Genomic DNA, 24,172 nt, shown 5'->3' with positions numbered 1-24,172 from the left:
AAGTGTAGCAAAGAATGAAAGAACGTGTGATTACAGGCATCATTATCTTAATTCTGTTCATGATTCCCTTTTATGTAGGGGCATTCTGGTTTACTTATTTGGCACTGATTTTGGCCATTATCGCCTTTCATGAATTAACGACCATTATCAAAATCAGAAAGTACGGCACGAAGTATTTTGTGGGGATTATCGGGATTGTCCTTTTGTTCCTGCCGCTGCTGCCGTTTCTGAATGTGACATTTGAAATCATTCAGATTAAAGTGCTGCTGGCACTGGTCTTGTTTTTCTTAACCTCAACCATCTTTAACATTGAATATTCCATTGAAAAAGCAGGCACGCTCCTGATAGGTGTTCTCTACATCGGATTTGGATTTGTGTTTTTAGCTGAGGCAAGAATTGATGAAGGCTTGATTTGGACGCTTGCAGTACTGATTTCGATCTGGGCAACGGATTCAGGCGCCTATTTTGTCGGAAGAAAATTTGGCAAACGTAAACTTGCGCCAAACGTGAGCCCGAATAAAACCATCGAAGGGTCTGTCGGAGGAATTATCATTGCTCTTATCATTGGTCTTGTTATGCAGGCAAGTTTCCATCCATTTGCTTCTTACGGAGAAACGCTTCTGCTGATTTTCATCGTTTCCATTGCCGGTCAGGTAGGAGATCTTGTCGAATCTGCTTTGAAGCGCCACTTTAAAGTGAAGGATTCCGGAAAGCTTCTTCCGGGTCATGGCGGCATTCTTGATCGTCTTGACAGCTGGATCTTTGTTTTCATCGGTTTGAAGCTGGTAGGTCTGATCTAAAAAAAGCGATAAAAAAATGAATCCCCCAAGCAGTCGATTATGACTTTTTGGGGGATTTTTTTTCACTCTTCCAATGCACCCGTAATTGGATAATCCGCTAAATCGATTTCAGGTTCTAAACCAAGAGCAAGTCTTGCAAGCTCAAGCCCGAGGTATGGACCCATCGTCAGTCCTGATGCCCCTAAACCATTTGCGGCAATGAGACCGGACCATTCAGGAATCCGCCCGATAACAGGCAAGAACCCGGGGGTAAACGGCCTGAAGCCGGTTCTTGCTTCGAGAAATGTGCCTTCTTCAAGTCCTGGAGCGACATTAAGGGCTTTTGAAAAAACATCAAGCATTCCTCCCGCTGTCACTCGCGTATCATAGCCGTTCACATCGTCCTCATGTGTGGCGCCTGCCACAATCCTTCCATCATCAAATGCCAGAAGATAATGATTGGCAGGGGGCATAAGAACGGGCCAGTCTGAAGTCTGCTCGGTTTCCATTTTAAAATGAGCAATCTGTGCTTTCTGATAGGTAACCTGAAAATGGATGCCAAGAGGCTGAAGCAGCTCATTTGCCCAGGCACCCGCACAGACAATGACTTCATCCGCTTCAATTTCTTTTCCATTCACACTGGCACCTGAAACCCGGCCACGCTGAAAAATAAGGGCCGCCTCGCCTTCAATCAGCTCTGCACCATTTTTCCGGGCAGCACGGATCAACGCATCCCTCAGAGCTCTGCCATCTACCCGTGCGGCTCCTTCTACAAGAACAGATAAATACTCATCTGACAGGAGAGGGAACATTTCTTTTGTTTCTTCTTTCGTCAGCGGGATAATGTCTCCAATTTCTGGAGCATCCTGCTTTCTTTTTTCCGTACGCACGATCATTTTTTCAATTTTCTCCGGGTCCTGCTGAAGAATGAGAGCGCCCACCCGCTTATAGCCAGTTCTGGTTTCACCGTCCTGTTTGAGCGCACTAATCATCTCGGGATAATAGCGGGCGCCCATTTTGACAAGCTGATACCAGGCTTTATTTCGTCTTTGTGAAACCCAGGGGCAGACAATGCCGGCCGCTGCATCTGTCGCCTGACCTGCATCTTTGCGGTCAATCACTGTCACCTGCGCTCCAAGTTTTGATAAATGATAAGCTGCGGAAGCACCCAAAATGCCGGCCCCGATCACAGCAATTTTCTTCATATGTATCTCATCCTTTGCTTCAATTCCACTTATGCACCTATCTCATTATAAAAGAGCATAGGATAAAGTATCAAATCTGATGAAAGCGGGGTGCAGCATGTATCAAGCTGACTATACTGCGATTATTTCACCATTTTTGCCTGCAGGTGCTTATATGCTTGAAATAACAGAACCTGCGATGCGCAAGGCGGTGCTCGCTGCTGATTTTGATGGCGATCATGCTCTGGAGGTGGCAGCAGCCTACAGATTCCAAAACGATGATTATGTGCTCATATTGAAACATGGAGCACAAGGCTGGTTTCCAGCAGGACACTTTCAAGGAAAAAGTCGCTATTTCATGGACTTTTACAAAGAAGAAGCAAGATTTGTAGCTGCAGAGGCAGTCGGGGATGTCACAGGAGACGGCATACAGGATACCGTTTTTTTGACGGCATCACAGACTCCTGACAGCCCATTTCTGCAGAACATCACTCTTCAGATTAGAAACGGAGCAACTGGGCAGGTTGAGAAAATCCCGCTCAAAGAAAATGCAGGATATGACCCGACCGTATTTTTAGGAGATTTTGCGGGAGATAAAAAAGACGATATCCTCGTCATCATTAATACCGGAGGAAGCGGAGGCCTCATTTATGCTTATATATACACCTATGAAAAAGGACAATATAAACTGATATTTGATGATGAATCATTCAACAAATCAAACACCTATACCGTTACTTACCTTGATCAATTTAAAGCAAGGGTGACAAGCGCAAATCCCCCGAAAAAATACCTGCTTGATCTTCAGTATAAAGGAAAAGAGTATTTGAGTGAAATCTATAACAGCGACGGGACACTGAAAGAGCCTGTTGAAGGGTGGGTCGCGCCGCTTTCGGGACTGTACCCGGTTGACTTTGAACGCGACGGCATTTTCGAACTGGACACCTATCAGAACATTGCAGGCAGATACAGCGCTGATGGTCTGGGGTACATGATGAATGTTCTGAAATGGGATGGCACATCTTTTAAAACAGACCGGCAGAGTATTGCTGTGTTTGGGGAAGAAACATAAGAAAAGCGGAACAGGCTGTAAAGATACGACAGTTAGATAAATATTGCAGCACTATCGTGACTTCCCGAACCCAAGTTTATGTTGTTAAACGCGGTTTGCAGCACTATATTGACTTCATCCACCTGAATTTCTGTTGTTAAACCTAGTTTGCAGCACTTACGTGACTTTCTGTACCCGAGTTTCTGTTGTTAAACGATGTTTGCAACACTTACGTGACTTCCTGCCCGGAGTTTGTGTTGTTAAACCCGGTTTGCAGCACTATCGTGACTTCCTGTACTAGAGTTTCTGTTGTAAAACAAGCCTTGCACCACTTACATGACCTTCTGTACCCGAGTTTCTGTTGTTAAATGATGTTTACAACACTTACGTGACTTCCTGCACCGGAGTTTGTGTTGTTAAACCAGCTTTACAGCACTAACGTTACGTCCTGCAAGGTAATTTGTGCTGCTAAACCAGCCATGCATGACCGCAGCACTTAGCTGACTCGGCCGTTTAGCTAAAAAAAAGAGAGCTGAATTTTTATCAGCTCTCTTTTAAAGTATTAATCCACAACAATATAAGCAATCATCGGCGCACCCTGGCCATGGCTGGAATGCGTATCGCAAATTAGGCGGTAGGTTCCTTCTTCATCAAATTTTAAAGGTATGACCGCTTTTTCACCTTTTTTGACCACACCTTTTATGTCTGTTCCTTCAATCCTGAAGGGATGCTCCGCGCCATTTACTCCGTGGATGGTCAACGTAACGGCTTCACCTTTTTGAATTGTAATTGAGCCGGGATCAAAACGGTACGCCTCAATTTTTCGCCCGTCATCCGTTTTAGATGTGAATTCTCCGGTCACCATATGGATTTCTGCCTTCTCATCTGCATGCTGGGCGGAAATGACCTCAGCTGCATCCTGATTCAGATAAAACCAGCTTCCGGAGCCAATAACCGCAAAAAGAACAGCAGCAATCACAATCCATTTTTTTCTTATAACTACAAATCTCATATTTTCCCTCCCAGAGCAGTTGATTACCATACTATATGCCCGTCCGGGGGAAACTTGTCTGCTGTTTTTAAGCGCAAAAAAAGGATGTCCGGCCCCAGACATCCTTTTTGTTATTCTTCAGTTAAAAATTCCGGTGAAAACAAGTTATAAGAATCTTCTTCCTCATCAATCTCCCGATAAACTTCAGAGTATGTTCTTCTCCTGCGGTTCAGTTCTCTGAATTCAGCTTCAAGGAAATCAGCCTGATCGTGAGAGAGCTTTATCGTGACTTCATTCTTATTTTCATCTGCTGCTTTCAGCAGAACATAACTGTCCGCAAAATGCCTCAGAGTCACATTGCTTAATGTAATTTGCATTTTATCAAGTTCATACCTTGCTTTCATGAAAAGAAGACCTCCAGTGGCCGATATTCGTTATCTCTTATAGTTTATCGGTTTCACCGGAAAAGCACAATAGAACGGCAGAAATGGACAAAGTGTAAGAACTTAGGTTGAATCCTTTTACATTTAGAAAAATGAAAAGAGCTCCGTTTTCCTATAGTATAAAGACAGAATATTCTATTACTTTTAAAGGAGGGTCATACATGCCTGAACAGACACTGACCATCAATAAAACCCGATTAGAAGAAAGAATTCATAAACTCGCTGAAATAGGAAGAATTGGCGAAACCGGAGTTTCAAGGCTCGCATTGTCAAAAGAAGATAAACAGGCAATGGAAACAGTCAAAGGCTGGATGGAGGAAGCAGGCCTTGCCGCACGGATTGATCACTTTGGAAATCTGATTGGCAGGCTTGAGGGGAAAAGAGCTGAAGCACCTGTCCTTATGCTCGGGTCCCATATTGATTCGCAGCCTTATGGCGGAAGATTTGATGGAGTCATCGGTGTTCTAGGGGCAATCGAAGCAGTTCAGACGCTGCAGGAGAATTCAGTGAAACCGGATATGCCAATTGAAGTTGCTGCTTTTTGTGATGAAGAGGGAGCGCGATTTAATAAAGGATTATTTGGTGTAAGAGGGATTCTCGGCAAACTGGAAGAGGGAGAACTTGACCGGAAGGATAAAGATGGCATAACACGGCGGGATGCGCTGCTTTCGTTCGGATGTGATCCCGAGCGATTTAAGGAGTCAGAGTACTCTCCTGGAAGCATTTCAGCCTACCTTGAGCTGCACATTGAACAGGGACCGGTTCTGGAAGCGAAGGATGCACCAGTCGGGATTGTAACAGGCATTTCGGGACCGCTATGGCTGACAGTTGAGCTTGAAGGCTTTGCAGGCCACGCCGGTTCTGTGCCAATGCACATGAGACAGGATGCTTTAGTTGGAGCGGCAAAGGTCATAGTTGCCCTGAATGATCTCGCTTCAGAAGATCCATCTGCACCCACAGTGGGGACCGTCGGGAGCCTGAAGGTTTTTCCTGATTCACGGAACATCATACCTGAAAAAGTGATGTTTACGGTAGATCTCAGGGATATTCAAATGGAAAGAAGAAATATCATAGAAAATCAGTTGAGAAAACGGCTGCATTTGATCTGCGAGGATCACGGACTGACATATACGGTTTCTGAAGACACAAACAGTGAACCGCGCTATTGCTCGGAGGACATTATGAATACTATGAGGGCAGCGAGCAAGGAGATTGGTCTGGATGCGCCTGAACTGATGAGCGGACCTTTTCATGATGCACTCGCGATGTCTTATGAATGTGATTACGGGATGATTTTTGTCCGCTGCAAAGACGGCATCAGCCATAATCCAAAGGAGTTTTCAACGATGGGAGATATATCGCTTGGAACAGAGCTGCTGTACAGGACAGCCTTAAAATTGGCAGTGAAATAGACAAAGCTGTCTATTTTTCTTTTTGACTAAACATTCTGAACCCATCATAATCAAGGCTATACTCTTGATGGGATGGTGGACGTGAATGAAAAAGAAAACAGCTGTATCCTGGAGCGGAGGGAAAGACGGATGCATGGCCCTTCATAAACTTGCAGCCGAGGGGCATGAAATCGCATGCCTTATAACGACGGTTCCGGCTGAAACAGGAAGAACATTCGGGCACGGAGAGAAAATAGATGCGATCAAACAGCAAAGTCTTGCGCTTGAAATACCGGTGCATTTTATATCATGCACCTATGATAGCTATACGGATCACTTTATCGGTGCGCTGAAAGAGTTGAAGGAACAATACGGCCTGACAAGTATTGCTTTCGGCGACCTTTACTTGGAGGAGCACCGGGAGTGGGGCGAAAAAGCCTCTGAAGCAGCGGGCCTTGAACCGCTTTACCCTTTATGGATGGAAAAAGAGAACGCCATATATGCCCTTCAGCAATTTGCGGAAAGCGGATATAAAGCCGCTGTAATCAGAGTTAGAGATGACAAGCTTGATCCATCCTGGCTCGGAATGGAGGTTAATCAGCGATTTATTGACCGCGCCTTAGAAACAGAGATATGCCCTATGGGCGAGGCAGGTGAATACCATACATTCGTCTATGACGGGCCGCTGTTCAAAAAGGAAATCCAGATTGCATTCGGTAACGTTCTTCAACTGGAAACGACAAAAAGACTGGAGATTGAGAAAGCCGAATTAAGAGAAAAAACAACAACATGAAAAAATCTTGATGACTTTTCCAGTTTTATAGATTACAATGAACAAAAAATATGATTCTTTTAAAGTGCCTGAATACTCAGGATAATAGGGAAGCCGGTGGAAATCCGGCGCAGCCCCCGCTACTGTAAGCGCAGATTGAACTGAATCGCCACTGACTCTAATGTCGGGAAGGCTCAAGTAACAAGATGAAGCGCAAAGCCAGGAGACCTGCTTTAATTGATTTTTGCTTGTTTTTCGGTGGGAAGAACGAGTCAGGACCCCTGTATGCGTTAGTTCACTATGCTTATTTAGGCCTTGACTGTCTTCAGTCAGGGCCTTTTTATATTGGCAAAAAAGATGGGAGATGGATGTATGGCGATAAAAAATGAAAAAGGAAGAGTGCTGGTCTATACAGGCAATGGAAAAGGAAAAACGACAGCAGCAATTGGTCTTGCCGTGCGGGCTGCCGGAAGACAAATGAACGTGTCCATCCTGCAATTTATTAAATCACCTGAGCGGACTTACGGCGAGAGAACGATACTGAATGCTCTGCCCGGAGTCAGTATTCAGCAGCTCGGGGCCGGGTTTACCTGGACTAAAACACCCGAGATTCACCGGGAAGCTTTAAAACTGGCTTGGATAAAAGCAAAAGAATCCATTCTGAGCGGGGACTCTGATGTTGTCATTCTTGACGAAATCAATAATGCCCTTGCCATTCAGACTTTTCCTGTGGACGATGTTCTGCCTCTTGAAGACGTCATTTGGACCATTCAAAACCGTCCCCCTCATGTCCACCTTGTCCTGACAGGCAGAAACGCCAAAAAGGAAATCAGGGAAATAGCTGATCTCGTCTCTGTGATCGACGTTGAAAAGCATTATTACGATGAAGGTGTCGACGCCATTTATGGAATTGAATATTAATGAAAATGGGGAAAAAAAGGCGCTTCGACTCATGATTCAGGGGACTCATTCGGATGCAGGCAAAAGCATTCTGACAACCGCACTGTGCAGGATTTTAAGTCAGGACGGGTATAAAACGGCTCCCTTTAAATCACAGAACATGGCATTAAATTCATACATAACAAAAGACGGCAAAGAGATCGGAAGAGCACAGGGTATTCAGGCAGAAGCAGCAGGAATAGAAGCTGACACTGACATGAATCCGATCTTAATTAAACCCTCAGGTGAAATGGAATCCCAGGTGGTTTTTCACGGCAGACCCTTTGCAGTCATGAACGCCGGAGCATACAGGCAGGATTTTTTCAACCTTGGTCTTAATGCGATAAAAAATTCTTTGCACAACCTGATAAGCAAGTATGACGCGGTCGTGATTGAAGGGGCGGGGTCTCCTGCTGAAGTCAATTTAAATGACCGTGAGCTTGTCAACATGCGCGTTGCAGAGATTGCGGATGCCCCTGTTTTACTAGTTGGAGACATCGATAGAGGAGGGGTATTTGCAAGTCTTGTCGGAACGCTCCAGCTTCTTGCGGAAAAAGACCGCAAACGGGTTGCCGGAGTTGTTATTAATAAATTCAGGGGAGATCTTGACCTGCTTAAACCGGGGCTCCAATGGTTTGAGGAGTACACAGGAATACCCGTTGTTGGTGTTCTCCCGTTTATACCGGACCTTGAAATTGATGGCGAAGACTCTCTCGTCCTCAATCAGTACTCCCAAGGCACAAATCTTGAGGGAGATTTGGATGTTGCAGTTCTTGCCTACCCAAGACTGTCTAATTTTACAGATATCGATCCTCTTAGACTGGAGCCTGATGTGAATATCCGCTTTGTCAGAAAAGCCTCTGCATTTGGCCGGCCTGATCTTATTGTCCTGCCAGGCAGTAAAAACACAGCTGAAGACCTTCATTTTTTAAAAGAGACCGGACTTTTTGACAAAGTGCTGTCTGCTTATAAAAATGGAACCCATATCATCGGGATATGCGGCGGGTATCAAATGATGGGAGAAAAACTGTCTGATCCAGTAGGCGTCGAATCCGGCATTATAGAACAGGACGGGCTTGCCATTTTCCCTGTGTCAACTGTCCTGTATGCGGATAAGAAAACCATTCGGACGGAAGGACCTTGTGCCGTCTCAGGATATGAAGACCTTACTCTTTCAGGTTACGAGATTCACATGGGACAAACTTTGCTGTCTGATGCTCCTTCACCATTTTCAATCCAGAAAGGGACCGGTGAAGGGTACACAAAAGGTCACGCAATGGGAACTTATTTGCACGATGTGTTTCACAACGACGCATTCAGATGGCGCTTTTTGAACAGGCTCCGGAGCAAAAAAGGGCTGCAGCCGATTGAGCGCTCGCTCTTCTTTCGCGAATTGAAAGAAAGAGAATTTGACAGGCTTGCAGATCATGTAAGAGCTGCATTGGATTTAGATAGAATCTATGAAATCATGAAAAGGAGGTGAAAAAAATGATTGATGTTTATCAGATTATTGATGCGATAAAACCGTTAGACAAAGCAAAGGGACAGGAGGCAGAAGCATACATAAACACACTGACCAAACCTTTACAAAGTCTCGGTGAAATTGAACGATTAGCCGTACAGTTAGCAGAAATGACAGGAGAAGTAAAACCCGATGTTTCACCTCCTGGCGTGATTGTCTTTGCAGCGGACCATGGGATTGCTGAAGAAGGCATCTCTGCTTATCCGCAGGAAGTGACAGGTCAAATGGTCAGAAATTTTTTAGCAGGCGGAGCTGCAATTAATGTGTTCACAAAGCGCGTAAACGGACTCCTTGAAATCGTGGACGCAGGCGTTAAAGCAGACATACCCGGTGTAAGAACCGAGAAAATCGGATACGGCACAAAAAATTTCGCAGCTGAGCCTGCCATGTCGCGAAAAGATGCACTTAGGAGCATTCAAATGGGAATGAGGCTCGCGGAAGAAACCATTGAAAGGGGCGCAAAGCTGCTGATTCCCGGTGAAATGGGCATCGGCAACACAACTTCGAGCAGCGCCATTTCAGCTGCCCTGACCGGAATCAAACCGGAAGATCTGACTGGAAGAGGAACAGGCATTGATTCGAAACAAATTTCGTTTAAATCAGAGATCATCCGCAGGGCGCTCGAGCTTCACAGGCCGAATCCAAATGACCCGCTGGATGTTCTTTCAAAGGTTGGCGGATTTGAAATCGGCGCAATGGCAGGAGCCATGCTCTTTGCAGCTTACAGCAGGATTCCTGTTCTGCTCGATGGCTTCATTTGCACGACTGCAGCTCTATTGGCAGCACATTTAACGGAACATGCTAAGGATTATATGATTGCAGGACACCTGTCGGTTGAACCTGGGCACCTTTTAATTTTGGACAGGCTGGGCAAAAAACCGCTTGTTTCAATGGGACTGCGGCTTGGAGAAGGGACCGGGGCTGCCCTTGTTTTCCCTTTTGTCCAGGCAGCATCAGACATGGTTAAGAACATGGCCACGTTTGATTCTGCAGGTGTTTCAAAAGAACATATTTAAAAAATTGAATAAAGGCGGAAAAACCTATGAAATTACCTACATATTTTACTCGAATAACCCTGATCCTGATGCTTCTTGCAGGCATCCTTTCCGGCTGTGCACAAGGAGACCAAACACAGCCTGCCGGCACAAAGAAAGAGCAGGCTGAAAAAAGTGAAGCTTCTTTTCCAGTAACGGTCACAGATGATGCAGGAAATGAAATAACCTTAGAGGAAAAGCCGGAGAAAATCGTGTCCCTGCTTCCGAGCACGACGGAAATCCTTTTCGCTCTTGGACTCGGGGATGAAATTGTCGGAGTATCCGACTATGACAATTATCCGGAAGCAGCTGCACAAAAAGAAAAAGTCGGTGCCCAGGACATGAATGCTGAAAAAATCATTGCCCTTCAGCCTGATATCGCATTTTTGCAGGATTACCATGCACAAAATCACGGCGAAATCATCAAGCAGTATGAAGCTGCGGGCATAAAGGTTTTCATCGTTGGTTCACAGACTTCATTTGATCAAGTTTACACGGCTATCAGAACTATCGGAAAAGCAACAGACACGCTGGATAAGGCAGACAGCATCATAAATGATATGGACAAGAAAGTTGCTTCCATAAAAGAAAAAGCCAAAGAGGTAAAAGATCCGAAACGCGTCTGGATTGAAGTGTCGCCTCAGCCTGAGATCTACACGACAGGCAAAGGAACCTTTATGAACGAAATGCTTGAGATGATCGGCGCAGAGAACGTAGCGGCTTCTGAAGAAGGCTGGGTCAAAATGGATGAAGAGAAGATCGTCAGCAGCAATCCGGATACCATCATCACAACGTATGGCTACTATGTTGAAAACCCAGCAGAGCAAGTTCTTTCAAGAAGCGGGTGGAACTCCATTAAAGCCGTTCAGTCGAAACAAGTGTTTGATGTAAACAGTGACCTGGTCACCCGTCCGGGACCTCGTCTTGCGGATGGAGCTGAAGAGCTTGGCAGACTTATCTATCCAGACATCTTCAAGAAATAGAAATTGGCTCTTGATGATAGGCGCTGTCTGCTTTGCAGCATGCAGCATCCTTTTAGGAGTTTTGGCTGGGGCGGTTCAAGTGACCGTCCCTGATATTTTAAACATTCTTGCCGGCAAGATCTTTCATGTACCTCTTTATAACGGGGAGCAGAGCACAGAAATGATTATCTGGGAAATCAGGTTTTCAAGAGTGCTTCTTGCCTTTTTTGTTGGAGCCTCTCTTTCGTTGGCGGGAGCGGCTTTCCAGGGGCTGCTGCAGAACCCGCTTGCAGATCCTTATACAATCGGTGTTTCGTCAGGAGCTTCGCTCGGGGCAGTCATCATTATCTTTTTCCAAATTCAGCTGACGGTTTTAGGCCATTTTACGCTCCCGGTCATAGCTGTCCTTTTCGGAATGATCACGCTGCTCATTGTTTTTGCTCTCACCCAGCTGGCAAGCGGAAAGCTGACGAATGAAACCATTATCCTTGCAGGCATTATTGTTTCTTCCTTTATCAGTGCCTTTATCTCGCTGCTAATCGCGCTTGTTCCGCGTGAGGACATCAGTCAAATTCTCTATTGGATCATGGGAAGTGTCTCAATGAGAGGATGGGGGCATGTTCAGCTGATTTTCCCCTTTTTTATAATAGGTGCACTGATCATCCTCTATCATTACAGGGAACTGAACAATCTGGCACTTGGCGAGCAGTCTGCGCAGTTTGCCGGGATGAATGTAAAAACGAAAAAAACGATTATTTTAATAGCCGCGTCGATCCTTACAGGGAGCGCCGTTGCTGTTTCCGGGGCCATCAGCTTTGTCGGTCTTGTGATTCCTCATCTCGTCAGACTGCTTGCAGGGCCAAACCACCGGCACGTTCTCCCGCTGTCTATGCTGATTGGCGGCGGATATCTGGTGCTTGCGGATTTGCTTGCAAGATCCATCATTTCACCGAAGGAGCTGCCGATCGGTGTGATCACAGCCCTGATCGGCTCACCCATCTTTACCTTTTTGCTGGTGAAGAACCGGAGACAAAAGCACGGATGAGAAAGGAGGAGGCTCTATGCTGCAAGTGAAAAACCTTTCAGGGGGCTATGATGCTAAAAAAACAGTCATCCATGATCTTTCCTTCACCATTAAGAAAGGTGATTTCTTAGCGCTGGCAGGACCAAACGGCAGCGGAAAGACGACGGTGATCCGCTTGATCATGGGAGCGCTGCCTGTAAGAAATGGCGCCATCTTTTTAGATGGAAAAAAGCTTTCCTCCTACTCGCAAAAGGAACTTGCAAGAAAAACGGCCGTCATGACGCAGGAAAATCAATCTGGGCTCGATTTCACTGCAGAGGAAATCGTGATGCTCGGAAGATACCCACATCAAAAAGGGATGTTTTTTAAAGAACATTCTGATGCAGACAGGAAAGCGGCGGAAAAAGCGATGAGACAGACGGCTGTCTGGCCGTACAGAAATAGACCCTTTCATGCGTTAAGCGGCGGAGAAAAACAGCGGGTGCTTCTCGCAAAAGCTCTCGCCCAGGAGCCTGAGCTTCTGCTGCTCGATGAGCCGACAAATCATCTGGATATAAAACACACAAAGGAGCTTCTTGAACTGCTGAAAACACTGCAGAAGGAAATGAGCCTGACCATTTTGGCCATCCTTCACGACTTGAATCTTGCCTCGCTTTATGCGGATCAAATTGCCTTGCTTAATCGGGGGGTGCTTGCAGGATGCTACGACGGACTGAAAAAAGAAAATGAGCAAACATTCTCTGATGTTTATGACCTTTCTCTTCACTTTTCGTCCCATCCTGCTGCTCCAAAGCCGCATATTACCTTATCGCCGGATTACCTGCAAGGAAAACGGAGTGATTTGCTTTCGGCGCTGCATATTGACCAGGGAACTCCGCCAATCATCACGATGGAACAGCCATTTCGAATGCTGACAACAGGACCAAAAGGCAGCGGCCTGCACTGGTCCAGCCGCCTGGAAGTAAACAGCGGACAGAAAGAAACAGCCGCACAGCTTATCCTGTGGTCACTTGGAAACAACATTTTCATCTGCAATCATAACAGGATCCCTGATCATTTTATTAAAAATGAGTCGATGAACACGTTTTTCATCATCCTTTCCTATTCGGACAGCATCCTGAGTGCAGCCCTTTTAACAGATGCTCCAGTCAGCGACAGCGGACTAATAAATCTCACCCTTAAGATGAATGCCGGGATGACAAGACTGTTTCCGAATGCAGAGCCTGAGCTTGCGGCAGGAGCTTATAGCAGCAGCAAACCGGATGACCCTTCCGTCATGGAGGCTGCTGATGCGCTGATCATGAAGGCTCTGAAAAGACTGGAGAATTCCTTTGCAGCCATTTGCTGAACATACTCTATTACTGGTGGCAGGGAGCGTGCTGCTGGATTTGATCATCGGAGATCCTAAATGGCTGCCTCATCCGGTCGTTCTTTTTGGAAAGATCATCCGCAAAGCAGAGAGGATCCTGAACAAAGGTTACTGGAAAAAAGGAAAAGGAATGTTGCTTGCCATTTGTCTGCCTGCAGCGGTATTTATCACAGCCATGTTTCTCCTGAAGTGGCTTTATTCCATCCACTGCGCAGCAGGCTTATGTGCAGAGGTTTATTTGATTTCTACAACTATGGCGATTAAAGGACTGAAGACAGCTGCACTGGAGGTTTATAAGCCTCTTGCAGAAGGCAATCTTTCAAAAGCTCGGAAAAAACTGAGCGAAATCGTGGGAAGAGATACTGCCGATTTGCCTTCAGGTGAAATCACAAGAGGAGCGGCGGAAACAGTAGCCGAAAACACAGTTGATGCGATCATAAGTCCTCTTGTATTCGCTATTGTTGGCGGAGCACCGCTTGCCCTTGCCTACAGAGCGGTTAATACCCTCGATTCAATGGTTGGCTACAAAAATGAGAGATACCGTGATTTTGGGTTTGGTTCCGCAAGACTTGATGATCTTATGAATCTTCTGCCAGCAAGACTATGCGCCTTTTGCATGTGGGCAGGCAGTTTTTTTATCAGGGGAATGAAAAGACGAAACGGCTGGCATATCACATGGAGGGATGCCAAAAAGCATCCAAGTCCAAACAGTGGCTGGCCGGAGGCGATGACTGCAGGACTGCTGGGCATTCAGCTTGGAGGAAGGAATACGTATTCAGGAGCGGTTTCACATCGTGCAAAGCTCGGTGATGCGCAGACAAGTCTTTTGCCCGTCCACATCAAACAATCAATACAAATAATGAACGGCGCATGGGTTGTGTTTCTTGCAATCTATCTGTGCTTGTTCATGTTAAGGAGGATATAATATGTGGCCTCAGCATGGGGGGAATTCAACTGCCATTCAGAATCTGCTGACAATGAAAGGAATTGACGAAGGCAGCGATTTGCTTGATTTCAGCGCCAATCTAAATCCGCTTGGCATCCCTGACACCGTCCTGCAATCCATGCAGAAAAGCCTTCTTAAAAAAAGCTCAGTATATCCTGACCCTGCTTATATAGAGGAACGGGGAATTCTTGCTTCTATTGAAGACGTAAAGACGGAAAATATTTGGCTTGCAAACGGCGGGGCAGAAGCTATTTTCTTAGTTGCCCATATGTTTAAAGGGAAGAGGGCCGGCATCTTTCAGCCGGCCTTCAGCGAGTATGAGCGGGCATGCCGGATCCATCAGCTTCACATAAAACACTTCAGCTATGAGGATCTAATAGAATCTGAAGCTTTCATACAGGATACCGACTTATTATTTCTATGCCGTCCTAATAATCCCACAGGAGAAATGCTTCCTGAAGATAAGATTGTCAGATTGCTTGAAACAGCAAAACAAGCGGGTCAATATATAGTCGTTGATGAAGCTTTTGTTCATTTTTCGGGCTCCAGCCTTGCTCATTTACTGGGAGCATTTCCAAACCTCATCCTCTTGAGGTCACTGACCAAAATCTTTGCCGTTCCTGGCATCAGGCTCGGTTATGTGCTTGCTCACGAGCAAATCATACGAAAGCTCGAGTCCCTTTCAGTCCCCTGGAGCGTCAATGCTATGGCTCTTTCGGTCATACATGCGCTGCCGGATACAAAGGACTTCCTGATTGCAGCTAAAGAATGGCTCGCGGAAGAATGGCAGTACGTAAGAAATGAACTCCTGAAAATGAAGTTCCAAGTGTCTGATACAACTGTCAATTTCTATTTGCTGCGTGATCCGCTCCTTCAGAATCACGAACAGCTTCTGCTTTTTCTAGCAGGAGAAGGAATACTTGTGCGGCACACCGTTAATTTCCCGCTGATTGAAGGCAGCGCTATAAGGCTGGCTGTCCGGACGAGAGAGGAGAACATGGTTTTGCTTAAAGCGTTAAGAAAATGGAGAAATGCGTCGTGCTGACATTTATTTCAGGAGGTGCGCGCTCAGGAAAAAGCAGACTGGCAGAACAAATGGCAGCGGACGCCGCAGGGGACAGGAAGCCTTTTTATATAGCCACTGCAAGGAAAAGCGAAATGCCAGAACGTATTTCCATTCATCAACAGGACAGAGGAAACAGGTGGATAACAATCGAAGAGCCGCTGCACATAGACGTGGCAGCCGGAAGAATTCCCGATTCTGCAGTTGTTTTAATAGACTGTCTGACGGTCTGGACAAGCAATGTCATGTTCTCAGAGCAATTGTCTGCCCAGGAGACAGCAGCCCGTTTCAAAAACCTGCTGAGCATCTCTAAAAGAAAAAACCTTCATCTGTTTTTAGTATCAAATGATGTAAACGAAGGAATCCCTTTAAAAAACAGAGTTGCAGACCACTATATTCAATGTCTTGAGTCGGTTCATAAACTAGCCGTCCATGCAGCGGATAATGTTTATGAAGCCGTATGCGGCCTGCCTGTTGTCTGGAAGAAAGATGGTCATTACCCTGAAGGGGTCTGGGGAGGAAATAATCAATGAAACAAGTTTTTTATGGGGGAATTCTTGCTCTGCAGTTTCTGACAAGAATTCCCCTCAGGATCGAGTACGGCATGGATGAAAAAACACTAAAATGGGCTTTGCGTTTCTTTCCCGTTTCAGGGCTTGTCATAGGAGCCAGCATGTTTGTGCTTTTCCAGCTGCTGAACGATATCCTGCCGGCTTCCATGCTGTCGCTTCTGCTGATCAGTGTCTGGGTTTATTTATCAGGCGGCCTTCATCTTGATGGCGTCATGGATGTTGCAGATGCAGCGGGATCAAATGGAGATGTGAAGAAGAAGAGAGAGATTTTAAAAGATTCACGTGCAGGCAGTTTTGCCGTTCTGGCCGTGATTTTTTTATTAGGCTGGAAAATGGCGTTTGTACACAATTTGCTTGCCATTGACCATTCAGGAATCTATTTGATTGTCATTCCCATGCTGTCACGATTTCAGGTATTAATGCATCTGTATGGGTTTATAGCTTTTCAGACTGGCGGAATGGCTTCTTTTTGGAAACAGCATCTCTCCATGAAAGAACTGATCATTGCCGCATGCTGGCTCCTGCCATTTATGGCTTTCAATTGGATCGTCTGCATGATGTTTCTGCTGCAGCTTCTTTTTTGTTTTCTTTTCGGCCGGTGGTCAGAAAAGCAGTTTCAAGGAATAAACGGAGACACGGCCGGTGCCTCTATTGAGGGGGCAGAGATTTGGAATCTGGGCGTACTGTTCAGCTTTTTCTTATTCGGCATGGTTTGACGCAGTGGAATGCAGAGAGAAGGTATTTAGGACACAGCGATCTCCCGGTGAGCAGCGGTTCTCTGGAGGAGTATAGTCAATTAAAAACATTTCTTCATAAATACAGCACTGTAAACGTGTATTCAAGCGACCTCCTCAGGTGCCGGGAGACAGCAGCCTTTCTTTTTCCCCATCAGCCGGTTACATATGATGCCCGCCTAAGAGAACTTAATTTCGGGGAATGGGAAGGGAGGACGTATGAAGACTTGAAACACTGCAGCTTGTATTCCTCATGGCTCGACAACTGGGAAAGCACCGGCCCTCCAGGCGGAGAAACAGGCGTTTCATTTCAGGATCGGGTGTCGTCTTTTCTAAAAGAATTTCTTGCAGGAAAACCGGATGCAGCAGCAATCGTCACACACGGAGGAGTGATCAGACAGATTGTCTCGTCTTTTCTGAACACGCCTGAATTCTGGCACATCTCAGCACCATTTGGAAAAGCTGTCGCATTAAGGGCGGAAGAAAGGGAGGAGGGATGGACGTGCATCTCATTATCGGAGGAGCCTGCAGCGGGAAAAGAGCTTATGTGAAAAGCAAATGGCCCCATGCAGCGTGGATTACAGCTTACAGCGGGGATTCTTTTCTTGATTGGAAAGAGGCCGATGATGGTCCTCTTGTTCTTGAAGGGTTTGAACAATGGATTGGGACAGAGGATTTGACAGATTTAAAGGCAGTAAGAACACAATACAGCGGACTATTAAATGAACTGCTCCAACGGAAACAAGAAACCATCATCATTATGCTTGAAATCGGTAAAGGGATTGTGCCGGTCTCAGAAAATGAAAGACGCCTGAGAGACGTGAACGGATGGATCCAGCAGGATGCCGCTGCGATATGCACCGATGTTCACAGCGTGTGGCATGGACTTGTAAAAAAGGTAAAATAAGGGCTTTGTCCCTTTTTTTATTTTGAAAAATTTAGTATCTAAACGTTATGAGTTTCGTATATAATCTTCATTGTGATTATTCTTTATAAAATCTGAAGGGAGATTAAGACTAAAGAGCGAATAAGTACGACGTCACTTGTCTTAGCTTCTGCAGAAACGGAAATCATGTGAAAGACTTACATTAAGCTTGAAAGGCATGATAAGTATGGAAAACAGTTTGACTGAAGCAATGCCGGCAAAAGGCACCCCTTCAGGAAATTTATTTAAAAACCGGATCGTTCTTGCAATCATGGGCTCAAATTTCCTGCTGCAGCTTGGAATCTGGATTCGAAATTTTGCTATTTTGTTGTATGTAACAGAGCTTACAAATAACGATCCTGTCTATGTGTCGCTTATTTCCATTGCCGAGTTTGCACCAATTTTTATTTTCTCCATTATTGGCGGTACGTTTGCCGACAGATGGAAACCGAAACTGACGATGGTCTGGTGTGACGTGCTGTCCGCTGTATCTATCTTTGTTGTTTTATTGACTCTTGTATACGGATCATGGCATGCCATTTTCTTTGCAACGCTCGTTTCCGCCATCCTGTCACAGTTTTCGATGCCTTCAGCGATGAGACTGCTGAAGCAGCACGTTCCTGAAGACCAGCTGCAGTCTGCGATGGCTATTTTCCAGTCATTGATGGCTGTTTTCATGGTAATCGGCCCTGTCATAGGCACCATTGTGTACCAGTCATACGGCATTTACACATCGATTATTGTCATGGGCGTCATGTTTTTGTTGTCAGCTGCTGTCCTGACGTTTTTGCCCCGCGATCTCGAAAAGGTCAAAACGGAGGACGAAACAAGCTTTAAAAAGGAACTTGCAGACGGATTCCGTTATGTCATCGGCAAAAAAGTTCTGACGACAATGGGCGGAGTTTTTGCGGTTTGCGGTCTTGCTGTCGGCTTGATTTCACCGCTGATGATTTTTATCACAATTGAAAATCTCGGTCTGACGAAAGACTATCTGCAGTGGCTCATTATGGCCAATGGAATCGGGATGCTTGCCGGCGGGGGAATTGTAATTGCCTTTTCAAAGAAAATTTCACCTCAAAAGCTGCTTGCTTTAGGTATTTTCTCAAGCATGATTTTCACCATCAGCATCGGCTGGTCCACAAGCTTTCCGCTGACAATTGGCCTTCAGCTGCTTAACGGATTTTTCTTCCCGTGCATCCACATCGGCATAAATACGCTGATTCTAAAAAATACAGACGAAGCATTTGTAGGACGCGTGAACGGAGTGCTCAACCCGCTCTTCATGGGGATGATGGTTGCAGGCATGTCGCTGTCGGGTCTCCTTAAAACTCCGCTGAGTCTTTCAGGCGTTTATACCGTATCCGGCGTTTTGTTCCTGCTTGGCACGATGCTGATCATGCCGCTGTTCAAATTAAAAGAAGAGCACGTGATTGCAAAGCCGTCCGTTCAAGTAAAAGAAAGCTGATTCATTTTTTCAAAAACTCTCTGATCATGGAGGGTTTTTTATTTTGCGCATAAATATTTGTGCAGGAATTCGTTTATGCAGCTCGAATGTGAGTAAGGTATGCAACAAAAAGGAGGAATTTCCATGTCAGTAAATAAGAGTGCGGCTTCAGTTGTCTCAAGAGTCGAGGGAAAAGAACTGATTATTGAAAGAATGTTTCATGCTCCAAGAGAACTTGTTTTCAGAGCATACGCCGAACCTGATCTGCTTGCAGCCTGGTGGGGGCCTAAAGGGTGGAGAACTGCAAACAAACGGTTTGAATTTGAACCTGGAGGCGTCTGGCATTACTGCATGCGCTGCGAAGACAAAGAGCAGGGTGACTTTTACGGTATGGAATCATGGGGAATTGCAACCTACAAAGAAATCTCGGTCCCTGAGAAGATTGTCTATGTGGATGCATTTTCAGATGAAACAGGCGCCGTTTCAGAGCAAATGCCGGAAATGGTCATCACAATGCTTTTTGAAGATCACGGCGATCTCACAAAATTAATTGCTGTGTCAGAATTCGCTACAGAGGAAGAGCTTAAGAAAGTTGCTGAAATGGGCGTTGTTGAAGGGATGTCGTCTCAATTTGAGTGCCTCGATGAATTGCTTGCAACTTTAAAATAAACAGTGTAAAAAGCTGCTGCTGCGGCTTTTTTTGTTTCCATCTCTTTCCTTTTAAGGTGTATACTATTAACAAACACATAAGGAGAAACAGCAATGAGAGAACAAATTCTTGAGGTTTTACTTGATATAGAGGAAACAAATGATGTTAAAGTCCTCTATGCCTGTGAATCAGGCAGCAGAGCATGGGGATTCCCTTCAAAGGACAGTGATTATGACGTACGTTTTCTCTACATACACAAGCCCGAGCATTATTTAAGCATTGATCCGGTCGGAGTCGGTTCAAACCGTGACGTGATTGAAAGACCTATCAATGATCTTCTTGATGTGTCTGGCTGGGATCTGACAAAAGCGCTGAAGCTATTCAGAAAATCCAATCCGCCGCTCATGGAATGGATGAAGTCGCCGATTATCTACTATCGTGCCTATACAGCCCTTGAGCGGATGGCTGAGATACAGGACAGCGTTTTTACCCCGCAGTCTGCGATGTATCATTATTTGAATATGGCAAGCGGGAACTACAGGGATTATTTGCAGGGAAGCACCGTTAAAATCAAAAAATACTTTTATGTGCTTCGCCCGGTGCTTGCAGCCAAATGGATTGAAGAAAAGAATGAATTTCCGCCGATAAAATTCCAGACTCTACTTGAATTGCTGCCTGAAGGTCCGCTTAAGCAGGAGATACTCATCCTGCTTGCAAGAAAAATAAAAGGAGACGAACTTGATAAAGAACCTAGAATAGATGTGATCAATTCGTTCCTTGATGCAGAAATAAACCGGCTGAAGCATGCTGCAGAGCAATGGAGAACAGTAAAGAAGGATCCAACTCCCCAATTGAATGAACTTTTCAGGGATATGCTGAAAGAGGTTTGGGATAAGAGATAAAGAGCTCCTGGAAGGGGCTTTTTTCTTGTGTTTAGATAGAAAAGTGCTAAAAACAGAATGTAAGAACAAATGTTCGTTTTGTTAAAAAGAACCGATAATTGAAAAAAATTTCATATAGAGGTGGAATCACATGCCTAAAACTGACAATATGTTAGCCATTCTATGGATGCTTCGCTCAGGTAAAAAAGTGACTGCAAAAGAAATTTCAGAAAAGTTAGAGATGAATATAAGGACTGTGTATCGTTATATGGATACCATTTCAACAAGTGGCGTACCTGTCATTTCAGAACCAGGACATAACGGTGGGTACACTTTATTAAACAACTTTATTGAGGCTCCTCTTTTTTTTTGATTCTGAGGAACAAACATCACTCTTTCACGCTAGTGTTTTTGCAGACGAAGCCGGATATTATGGTGGTGAGGCACTACATAGGGCCATTTCAAAACTAAGGAAATACTCAAATCAAGAGCAGGAAACAAAGATAAACCAGCATGTAACTAGTCTAGAAGTAATAAATCGATTAAGTTCACACTCTATGGAACCTTTTTTGAAGGAGCTGCAGCAGGCCATAGCTGACGGGTACTCAGTAACATTTCTTTATTGTAAAAGTGGCGAAAAGCAATTAAATGATCGATTGATCGATCCGTACAAAATGATTTATTGGAATACTAAATGGTATGTGATTGGATTCTGTCATCTTAGAAATGATCTACGCAGTTTTAGAGTAGATCGAATGGAAAGTCTAATGCTGTCCGAAAATAAATTTAACCAGCCAGAAAATTTTTCAGCACGGGACGTTTTCACAAAAGGCCTTCTTCCAACGATAGAAGGTAAGGAAGAAATCATTTCCTTGGTTATTAGAGGGAAAAAAAGTGTATTGGCTGATATTTGCCAGCATTGGTTTTTAGAGCATTATTTACAAGAACGGACTTCCAATCAAGCCGTCTTTCTTCTTGAAAAAGATGTGCTCCATACATATGTACCTTATTTACTTTTACCGTACAATAAATCAATTCAAGTTATAGAGCCAAGGAGTCTTAAGGAAAGACTGATTGAAGTTCTGACGGAATTAATCGAATTTCATCAAGTTTAATAACTTCCCTGACGCTACCTGTCAGGGAAGTTATTTTATACTGGCACTATCAACTGTGATTGGAGTGTTATTCAATGCAAACAAAAAGAGCTTTTCTCTATGTATTTAATACCATGTCGGACTGGGAATATGGCTATTTAATCGCTGAATTAAACTCAGGAAGATATTTCAAAAAAGATGCAGCACCTTTAAAAATAATGACAGTAGGGGCTAATAAAGAAATGATTACTACAATGGGAGGAATGAGCATAAAACCAGATATCTCCCTTGATGAATGTACACTCGAGGGTAATGACCTTTTAATCTTGCCTGGAGGAACTACTTGGAGTGAAGATATACATCAGCCAATCTTGGAAAGAGTTGGAGTAGCTTTAAAGCTTGGAACGATTGTTGCTGCAATTTGCGGTGCAGTTGAGGGCCTTGCGAACATGGGATACTTAGATGCCAGAAAGCATACAAGTAATAACTTGGAATATACTAAAATGATTTGTCCTAACTATAAAGGTGAAAAGTTCTATGAATTGGGATCTGCGGTATCTGATGAGAATTTAGTTACGGCATCAGGAATAGCTCCTCTGGAATTTGCAATGAAGGTACTGACAAAATTAGATGTATTAACACCAGATGCATTGCAGTCTTGGTATAACCTAAATAAGACTCATCAATCTGAATACTTTTTCCAGTTAATGAATTCGATAAATAAATGAAGGTAATGAAAAGCTCAATTTCTCTGTTTTGAATTGTAGAGAAGTTGGGCTTTTTAATTTGGAATTTCCTTATCGGTGTAAATCCGCATTTTCCTGATGCTATTTCTTATCTTAATGAGCATTATTTCAAACAAGGGAGTCCAACAATGGCGTATTTGCTCCAATTGCTTAACTCAAGCTGATCGCGGTTCATTTGATTATTTTTTGACAGCATCCAAATCACGTCTGTTTTGTTCGACTTCCATAATAAAAAAACTGTCGTTTACATAGAAAAATGCTAAAAATAGACACAAAGAACAAATGTTCGGTATAATAAGAATGAACCGAAAACCATTTGTACTGGAGGCTGTTATGTCGTGTCAGCATCTAAAAACAGGAAATGTTTGCTTGAAAGCGAAGAAGTGATCAGGCTTTACAAAGATGGCAAGAGCACCTCGGAAATCGCCGAACTGGCAGGTGTTACAGCAGGCAGCATACGCAATATTCTTTCAAAACATGACGTTGAAATGCGTCCGAGGGGGAGCTGGAAGAGGAAGTACAGTTTAAATGAAGATTATTTTAAAATGTGGACACCTAATATGGCCTATATCCTCGGATTCATACTGGCTGATGGTACGATTGCAAAGGGAACACAAAGCGTTATCATCGCACAAAAAGAAACCGAAATACTTGAAAGAATAAAAAATGAATTTAAGACAGTTCAACCTCTATATAAAAATGAAAAAACTGGAGTTTTTCTTCTTAACCTGAACAGCAAAATCTTGAAAAAAGATTTAATTGAACTTCACGGAGTAACTTCAAAGAAGTCATTAACCATTGATTTTCCTGACGTTCCTGAAGAGTACATGGCGCATTTTATTAGAGGTTATTTCGATGGTGACGGCAACATCTATTCCAGAGGGTATATGGTTAGTTTTGTAGGGGGTTCACTTACTTTTATGGAGAAATTAAAAGAAGTTTTTAACAAAGTGGGATTTGATCCTTACTTAGTTCAAAAAGATAAACATGTAAGACTTTATATAAGTGGAAGAAAAACGATCAAACTATTTTATGAGTACATTTACAATTGCAGTGACATTCACCTTAAACGTAAGTTTGATCTTTTCCCAGACAAAAATCTTGATGCTGCTGAATTAACCGATGCTCCATTAAAAGTGAACAAAAAAGCCGTACAAGACAGAAAACAAAAATTTATTGAAGCATACAGAAGACTAAACTCACTTGATGAAGCTTGCAATTTCTGCGGGATAAGCAAAGCAACTTATACTAGATGGATAAAAAAAGACAAGAATTTCAAAGATCAACTATAAAGCATAAAAGATCAGAGCTACCATCTAAATTAGAGGCAGCTCTTTTTACATTTAAAATTAAACTAGCATGGATTAAGATTATCCCATGGGGCAGGAGGGTTTGAGTCTAAAGACTAATACTTCACTTACTTTTTTTACAGTAGACATAATATAAATTATAGACAGCTACATATAAAGTGTTATTTCCAGTCTCAAATAACAAGTAAACTTAAGTGAATGAGACAAAAAGAAAAAATAACGTTTTTGACAAACTGTATCTGCTGCACGCATTCTCTATAGATTCTTATGATTCTTTCTGGAGATCACTGCAATATTTCTATTAAAGCAATTTAAATATGTTTTACGCATATTTTCAGCTGATGTTA

Annotated in this window: 24 protein-coding genes, 1 pseudogene and 1 riboswitch; of the genes and pseudogenes, 22 read left to right on the top strand and 3 right to left on the bottom strand. The window is 44.0% G+C overall.

What is annotated here, in order from left to right:
- The first annotated feature begins 14 nt into the window (after positions 1–14).
- On the top strand, positions 15–800 hold the full coding sequence (locus AZ46_RS05630) for a phosphatidate cytidylyltransferase (RefSeq protein ID WP_029281018.1): 786 nt from the start codon (positions 15–17) through the stop codon (positions 798–800).
- Positions 801–862: 62 nt separating this feature from the next.
- Here the strand turns inward: AZ46_RS05630 and AZ46_RS05625 are convergent, their stop codons facing one another.
- Entirely contained in the window at positions 863–1,984 is a 1,122-nt protein-coding gene (locus AZ46_RS05625) for an NAD(P)/FAD-dependent oxidoreductase (RefSeq protein WP_029281019.1), read from the bottom strand.
- Positions 1,985–2,081: 97 nt separating this feature from the next.
- On the opposite strand from AZ46_RS05625, the gene AZ46_RS05620 reads away from it, so the two are divergent.
- Positions 2,082–3,035 carry a VCBS repeat-containing protein gene (locus tag AZ46_RS05620; protein ID WP_152554720.1) on the top strand — a complete coding sequence of 318 codons (954 nt, stop codon included), beginning with the start codon at positions 2,082–2,084 and terminating at the stop codon, positions 3,033–3,035.
- A 541-nt stretch (positions 3,036–3,576) separates the two neighbouring features.
- Here the strand turns inward: AZ46_RS05620 and AZ46_RS05615 are convergent.
- Positions 3,577–4,026, bottom strand: a complete 450-nt coding sequence (locus tag AZ46_RS05615; protein ID WP_029281023.1) for a cupredoxin domain-containing protein — start codon at positions 4,024–4,026, stop codon at positions 3,577–3,579.
- A 110-nt stretch (positions 4,027–4,136) separates the two neighbouring features.
- Positions 4,137–4,409: a hypothetical protein gene (locus AZ46_RS05610; protein ID WP_029281025.1), complete on the bottom strand. Its 273-nt coding sequence runs from the start codon at positions 4,407–4,409 to the stop codon at positions 4,137–4,139.
- 200 nt (positions 4,410–4,609) lie between these two features.
- Here AZ46_RS05610 and AZ46_RS05605 point away from each other — a divergent pair, with 200 nt between their 5' ends.
- From AZ46_RS05605 to AZ46_RS05510, 20 genes and pseudogenes are all read left to right on the top strand, one after another.
- Positions 4,610–5,860 (top strand): M20 family metallo-hydrolase, encoded by a 1,251-nt coding sequence (locus tag AZ46_RS05605; RefSeq protein ID WP_029281027.1) that lies wholly within the window; start codon positions 4,610–4,612, stop codon positions 5,858–5,860.
- 85 nt (positions 5,861–5,945) lie between these two features.
- Entirely contained in the window at positions 5,946–6,632 is a 687-nt protein-coding gene (locus AZ46_RS05600) for a Dph6-related ATP pyrophosphatase (protein WP_029281029.1), read from the top strand.
- A 45-nt stretch (positions 6,633–6,677) separates the two neighbouring features.
- Positions 6,678–6,861, top strand: a riboswitch (cobalamin riboswitch).
- 122 nt (positions 6,862–6,983) lie between these two features.
- A complete protein-coding gene (locus tag AZ46_RS05595) occupies positions 6,984–7,532 on the top strand; it encodes a cob(I)yrinic acid a,c-diamide adenosyltransferase (protein ID WP_029281033.1) in 549 nt (182 codons plus the stop codon).
- Positions 7,516–9,033 (top strand): cobyric acid synthase, encoded by a 1,518-nt coding sequence (locus AZ46_RS05590; RefSeq protein ID WP_029281035.1) that lies wholly within the window; start codon positions 7,516–7,518, stop codon positions 9,031–9,033. The genes AZ46_RS05595 and AZ46_RS05590 overlap by 17 nt, the downstream gene beginning before the upstream one ends.
- A 5-nt stretch (positions 9,034–9,038) precedes the next feature.
- Positions 9,039–10,088 carry a nicotinate-nucleotide--dimethylbenzimidazole phosphoribosyltransferase gene (gene cobT, locus AZ46_RS05585; RefSeq protein ID WP_029281037.1) on the top strand — a complete coding sequence of 350 codons (1,050 nt, stop codon included), beginning with the start codon at positions 9,039–9,041 and terminating at the stop codon, positions 10,086–10,088.
- Positions 10,089–10,114: 26 nt separating this feature from the next.
- Positions 10,115–11,089: an ABC transporter substrate-binding protein gene (locus AZ46_RS05580; RefSeq protein WP_029281039.1), complete on the top strand. Its 975-nt coding sequence runs from the start codon at positions 10,115–10,117 to the stop codon at positions 11,087–11,089.
- 13 nt (positions 11,090–11,102) lie between these two features.
- Complete coding sequence (locus tag AZ46_RS05575; RefSeq protein WP_081870185.1) at positions 11,103–12,113, top strand: FecCD family ABC transporter permease; 1,011 nt, start codon at positions 11,103–11,105, stop codon at positions 12,111–12,113.
- Between the two features lie 16 nt (positions 12,114–12,129).
- Positions 12,130–13,440: an ABC transporter ATP-binding protein gene (locus tag AZ46_RS05570; RefSeq protein ID WP_051827101.1), complete on the top strand. Its 1,311-nt coding sequence runs from the start codon at positions 12,130–12,132 to the stop codon at positions 13,438–13,440.
- Positions 13,424–14,386: an adenosylcobinamide-phosphate synthase CbiB gene (gene cbiB, locus AZ46_RS05565; protein WP_029281044.1), complete on the top strand. Its 963-nt coding sequence runs from the start codon at positions 13,424–13,426 to the stop codon at positions 14,384–14,386. Before AZ46_RS05570 ends, cbiB begins: the two co-directional genes overlap by 17 nt.
- 1 nt (position 14,387) lies before the next feature.
- Positions 14,388–15,452: a threonine-phosphate decarboxylase gene (locus tag AZ46_RS05560; RefSeq protein ID WP_029281046.1), complete on the top strand. Its 1,065-nt coding sequence runs from the start codon at positions 14,388–14,390 to the stop codon at positions 15,450–15,452.
- The gene (locus AZ46_RS05555) at positions 15,446–16,003 is read left to right on the top strand and encodes a bifunctional adenosylcobinamide kinase/adenosylcobinamide-phosphate guanylyltransferase (protein ID WP_051865246.1); all 558 of its coding nucleotides are present in this window, start codon (positions 15,446–15,448) and stop codon (positions 16,001–16,003) included. Before AZ46_RS05560 ends, AZ46_RS05555 begins: the two co-directional genes overlap by 7 nt.
- Positions 16,000–16,758 (top strand): adenosylcobinamide-GDP ribazoletransferase, encoded by a 759-nt coding sequence (cobS, locus tag AZ46_RS05550; protein WP_029281050.1) that lies wholly within the window; start codon positions 16,000–16,002, stop codon positions 16,756–16,758. The genes AZ46_RS05555 and cobS overlap by 4 nt, the downstream gene beginning before the upstream one ends.
- Positions 16,710–17,327 (top strand): histidine phosphatase family protein, encoded by a 618-nt coding sequence (locus AZ46_RS05545; protein WP_051865245.1) that lies wholly within the window; start codon positions 16,710–16,712, stop codon positions 17,325–17,327. Before cobS ends, AZ46_RS05545 begins: the two co-directional genes overlap by 49 nt.
- Complete coding sequence (locus AZ46_RS05540; protein ID WP_029281054.1) at positions 17,279–17,683, top strand: bifunctional adenosylcobinamide kinase/adenosylcobinamide-phosphate guanylyltransferase; 405 nt, start codon at positions 17,279–17,281, stop codon at positions 17,681–17,683. The genes AZ46_RS05545 and AZ46_RS05540 overlap by 49 nt, the downstream gene beginning before the upstream one ends.
- 205 nt (positions 17,684–17,888) lie before the next feature.
- Positions 17,889–19,166: an MFS transporter gene (locus AZ46_RS05535; RefSeq protein ID WP_206539102.1), complete on the top strand. Its 1,278-nt coding sequence runs from the start codon at positions 17,889–17,891 to the stop codon at positions 19,164–19,166.
- A gap of 123 nt (positions 19,167–19,289) precedes the next feature.
- On the top strand, positions 19,290–19,814 hold the full coding sequence (locus tag AZ46_RS05530; protein WP_029281057.1) for an SRPBCC domain-containing protein: 525 nt from the start codon (positions 19,290–19,292) through the stop codon (positions 19,812–19,814).
- Positions 19,815–19,907: 93 nt separating this feature from the next.
- Complete coding sequence (locus tag AZ46_RS05525) at positions 19,908–20,696, top strand: nucleotidyltransferase domain-containing protein (protein WP_029281059.1); 789 nt, start codon at positions 19,908–19,910, stop codon at positions 20,694–20,696.
- 130 nt (positions 20,697–20,826) lie between these two features.
- Positions 20,827–21,790 (top strand): annotated as a pseudogene (locus tag AZ46_RS05520) (helix-turn-helix transcriptional regulator).
- Between the two features lie 74 nt (positions 21,791–21,864).
- Positions 21,865–22,497 (top strand): type 1 glutamine amidotransferase family protein, encoded by a 633-nt coding sequence (locus tag AZ46_RS05515; protein ID WP_029281061.1) that lies wholly within the window; start codon positions 21,865–21,867, stop codon positions 22,495–22,497.
- 356 nt (positions 22,498–22,853) lie between these two features.
- A complete protein-coding gene (locus AZ46_RS05510; RefSeq protein WP_029281063.1) occupies positions 22,854–23,807 on the top strand; it encodes an LAGLIDADG family homing endonuclease in 954 nt (317 codons plus the stop codon).
- Positions 23,808–24,172: the final 365 nt, after the last annotated feature.

The sequence above is a fragment of the Metabacillus indicus LMG 22858 genome, from assembly GCF_000708755.2.
Taxonomy (GTDB): domain Bacteria; phylum Bacillota; class Bacilli; order Bacillales; family Bacillaceae; genus Bacillus_P; species Bacillus_P indicus.
Note: the sequence above shows the minus strand (reverse complement) of the source record. Positions and strands in the feature narration are given on the sequence as shown.